This is a genomic window from Streptomyces sp. NPDC102490, assembly GCF_044765285.1.
Lineage (GTDB): Bacteria > Actinomycetota > Actinomycetes > Streptomycetales > Streptomycetaceae > Streptomyces.
Genome location: NZ_JBIWJU010000027.1, coordinates 1 through 2,965 on the forward strand (window position 1 = coordinate 1; position 2,965 = coordinate 2,965).

General features: G+C 73.9%; 1 protein-coding gene. It reads right to left on the reverse strand.

The genetic code is table 11. The features are described from left to right. Positions 1-2,965 (reverse strand): SDR family NAD(P)-dependent oxidoreductase (locus tag ACIRGB_RS35645; protein WP_403873870.1); only part of this gene is annotated, 2,965 nt, incomplete at both ends.

Genomic DNA, 2,965 nt, shown 5'->3' on the forward strand with positions numbered 1-2,965 from the left:
CCTCCACCACCAACGACCACAGATCCTCCGGAGAACCCACCCCACCCGGATAACGGCAGGCCATCCCGACAATCACCACAGGATCATCGGCGTCGTTCACCGGCGAACCGGTCGTACCCGCTGTCTCGCCGCTCGGGGTGAGCTCGCCGGACAGGTGGTCGGCAAGGGCCCGGGGGGTCGGGTAGTCGAACACGGCCGTGGTCCCCAAGCGCGATCCCGTGACCGCGTTGAGCCGGTTGCGCAGTTCGACGGCGGTGAGCGAGTCGAGTCCGAACTCCTTGAAGGAGCGGTCGGAACCGATCGGGTCCCGGCCGTCGTAACCGAGTACTCGCCCCGCCTCCGCGCGCACCAGCTCCAGCAGTCGCCCGGGCTGGGACGTCGCGTCCTCGCCGCCGGGGCGCGGTCCGTCCGGACGTCCCGGTACGGCCGCCGGGCGAGCCGGGCGCGGCGCGCTCGTGATCAGTTCGCGGAGCAGCGGATGCACGTCCGCGCCGTCCGTGGCGGAGACGGTGTCCAGCCGCAGCGGCACGAGCAGTGGGTCGCTCCGCCGAAGAGCGGCGTCGAAGAGTGCGAGCCCCTCGGTTTCGGAGAGCGTCGCCACTCCGGAGCGTGCCATCCGGTTGAGGTCGCCGGCGCCGAGTCCCGCCGCCATGCCGCCCCGCTGGTCCCACAGTCCCCACGCCAGCGATGTCGCCGGGAGTCCGAGCCGGGCGCGGTGGTGGGCGAGCGCGTCGAGGTAGGTGTTGGCGGCGGCGTAGTTGGCCTGACCCGCTGCGCCGATCAGGCCCGAGACGGAGGAGTAGAGCACGAACGCCGACAGCGGCATGTCCGCGGTGAGCTCGTGCAGGTTCTTCGCGGCCACCGCCTTCGCACCCATGACCGCGTCGAGGCGCTGCGGACTCAGGTCGGTGAACACGCCGTCGTCGAGCACGCCGGCCGTGTGGACCACGGCGGTGAGGGGCCGATCGGCAGGCAGCCCGCGCAGCACCGCGGCGAGCTCGGCGCGGTCGGCGACGTCACAGGCTTCGGCTCGCACGTCCACACCGAGCTGGGTCAGCCCGGCCACCAGGGCGCACGCCTCGGGCGTGACGGGGCCGCTCCGGCTGACCAGCAGCATGCTCGTCACTCCGTGCTCGGTGGCCATGTGCCGCGCGAGCAGCCGGCCGAGCCGGCCGAACGCGCCGGTCAGCAGCACGGTTCCGCGCTCGGGCATCGGCTTTTCGGCGGCGGGGTGCGGGCCGGGAGCCGCGGGCAGGTGCGTGAGGCGCGGGACACTGACGCCTTCGGCGGACAGAGCCAGCTGCGGTTCCCCCGTGGCTGTCGCGGCGGCGAGCCGTCGGGCGCCCTCGCTGCCCGGTGCCACGTCGACGAGCACCACGCGGCCGGGGTGCTCGGACTGCGCGGCACGCAGCAGGCCCCAGACCGGCGCGTTGCCGAGATCAAGGCGTCCGCTGCCCCCCGTGTCGACGGCACCGGTGGTGACGACGACCAGTGGCGCGTCGGCCATCGTCTCGTCGGCCAGCCAGTCCTGTACCAGTCGCAGGATGCGGTGCGCGCCGCCGACGTCCGTGACATCGGTCGGGGGAACCACGGTGACCACCGTGGACGGCGCCGGGGCCCCCGCCGCCGTCGCGGCCCGCAGCGCGGGGAGATCCGCGTACCGGTCGAGCGGTGAGCCGTCGCCGGCCAGCTCGGCACCGAGGTCGTGCGGGTCCTCCCCCACCATCGCCCAGCGACCGGTGCCGGGGTGGGCGCCGACCTCCTTGGGCAGCCACGACAACCGGAACAGCGCCGCGTCGTTCCGTTCCGTGGACGGAGTGCGTGGAGCGTCGGGCGCGGGCCGCAGCACCAGCGAGTCGACCGACGCGACCGGGTTGCCGTCGGGGTCGGTGAGCATGACGGCCACCGAGTCGGCGCCGGTCTTCGTGATGCGGGCCCGCAAGGCCGGCGGGGCCGCGGTGTGCACGGTGACGCCATTCCACGCGAACGGCACCAGTGTCCTGTCCGCGGTCTCGAACAGGCCTACCAGCGCGGCCTGGACGGCGGCGTCCAGGAGGGCGGGATGCAGGTCGAACACCGGGCCGCCGTGGTCCGCCGCTTCGCCCATTGCGATGTCGGCGACGACCTCGCCGTCGCCGCGTCGGACGGTTTGCAGTCCTCGGAACGCCGGCCCGTAGGCGTACCCCCGGCGGGTGAGTTCCGCGTATGCGGTGGCGACGGGGATCGGCTGTGCGTCGGGACCGGCCTCGCCGTTCCAGCCGGTTCCGGACGTCGATCCGACGGGCAAGGGACCGGCGGGCGAGGTCCCGGCGGGCGGGGCGACGGTGCCTTCGGCGTGCCGGGTCCAGGTGCCGTTCCCGGCCGTGCCTCCGGCTCGGGACAGCACGCGCAGCGCACGGCGGCCGGTGCCGTCCGGGGCGTCGATCACCACCTGGAGCTGGGTGTCGCCGTGTCCCGGCACGACCAGGGGGGAGCGCACGACGAGCTCTTCCACCGGGCCGGCGCCGGTTCGCTGCGCGGCGTGCAGGGCCAGGGCCAGAAACGCGGTTCCGGGAAGGATCGGGGTGCCAAGCACCACGTGGTCGGCCAACCACGGTTGCTGCTGCAGGGACAGCCGGCCGGTCAGTACGAGCGCACCCTCATCGCCCAGCGGCATCTCGGCGCGCAGGAAGGGGTGGTCGACCGGCTCCAGGCCCACGGCGGCGAGGCCGGTGTCCGGGAGGGCGGCGGGTTGCAGCCAGTAGTGTCGGCGTTGGAAGGCGTAGGTGGGCAGTTCGGTGCGGCGGGCACCGGTCCCGGCGAACAACTCCGCCCAGTCGACCGGCACTCCGGCGGTGAACAACGCACCCAGCCCCGCCAGCACCGCCTCGACCTCACCACGACCGCGACGCAGACTCGGCACCGCCGTGATGTCCTGACCGTCCAGGCACTCCCGCACCGCCGCGGTCAGGACCGCGTCCGGACC